The sequence below is a fragment of the Coxiella-like endosymbiont genome (assembly GCF_002871095.1).
GTDB lineage: Bacteria > Pseudomonadota > Gammaproteobacteria > Coxiellales > Coxiellaceae > Coxiella.
The window spans coordinates 1-935 of record NZ_NSHJ01000052.1 but is presented as its reverse complement, the minus strand read 5'-3'; the positions used below and the strand labels follow the sequence as shown (position 1 = coordinate 935).

Sequence of the window (935 nt, the reverse complement as noted above, 5' to 3'; positions counted from 1 at the left end):
AACCAACACAGGCTCTATTGAAAAAACTTAATAAAATTAAAAATCTCTTTTTGAGGTAGGAGCTTATTCAAATAATAAGCTTATTCGATGCCAACAATTTAATTGAATTATAGCAGGTTTTTACTTGGATATATGAGTTTATGGGATCTTTATCTTTTTTGCAATATCTATTTGACGCATTCAGTTCTTTTTAAAGTATGCGTGAAGTAGTTATTTCATGGTACAAATGACGGTAAGCTAAATCTAAAGTTTTCACTTTAGATAATTAATTAGTATCTTAAAACTGCTACTAAGTTTGTTTTCTTTGATTTTTCCTGGTTTCATAACAGAAAGTAAATGATTAAAATTTAAAAAGAGGCTTTTGCTTTGGTAAAAAGTCTAATCATTTTATCATGAATAGGCTTCCCCTATTTCTTCAATAGGTTAAGAATTAATCAATGTGGATGTATTTATCATGTATGTGAAATTAAAGTAGAGTCAACCTTGACGTTAATTAACGGTGGCGTTATGGTTAGAGTTTTAAAATTATTGACAAAATTCCAAGGACAGAAAACGTTGACATAATACTGTTAATTTTCTAGCTTTATATTTAAATTTGGGCCGTTAGCTCAGTTGGTAGAGCAGCTGACTCTTAATCAGCGAGTCCACGGTTCGAGCCCGTGACGGCCCATTTAAAAATCAATAACTTATTTCAGTATCTAAAATATCTTAGCATTTTAGGTTATATTTAGGTATGGAAATAATAATTGAAATTTTAAGTGAACAGTATAGCATAGTTAATAACTAGAATTCTTACTTCTGTAATATTATATTTTCTATTTCAATGAAATGTTTAATTTCAGCCATAGGGTAATACATTTATAAAGTGATTCGACTTGTGACCCAAAAGATTTTATTGATTTTCTACTATCACTTTCGATACAGATGTATAACCG

General features: G+C 29.2%; 1 tRNA gene. It reads left to right on the top strand.

Annotated features, from left to right (window positions below):
• Positions 1-597 precede the first annotated feature (597 nt).
• Positions 598-670 (top strand) — tRNA-Lys (locus CLERM_RS00515).
• Positions 671-935: the final 265 nt, after the last annotated feature.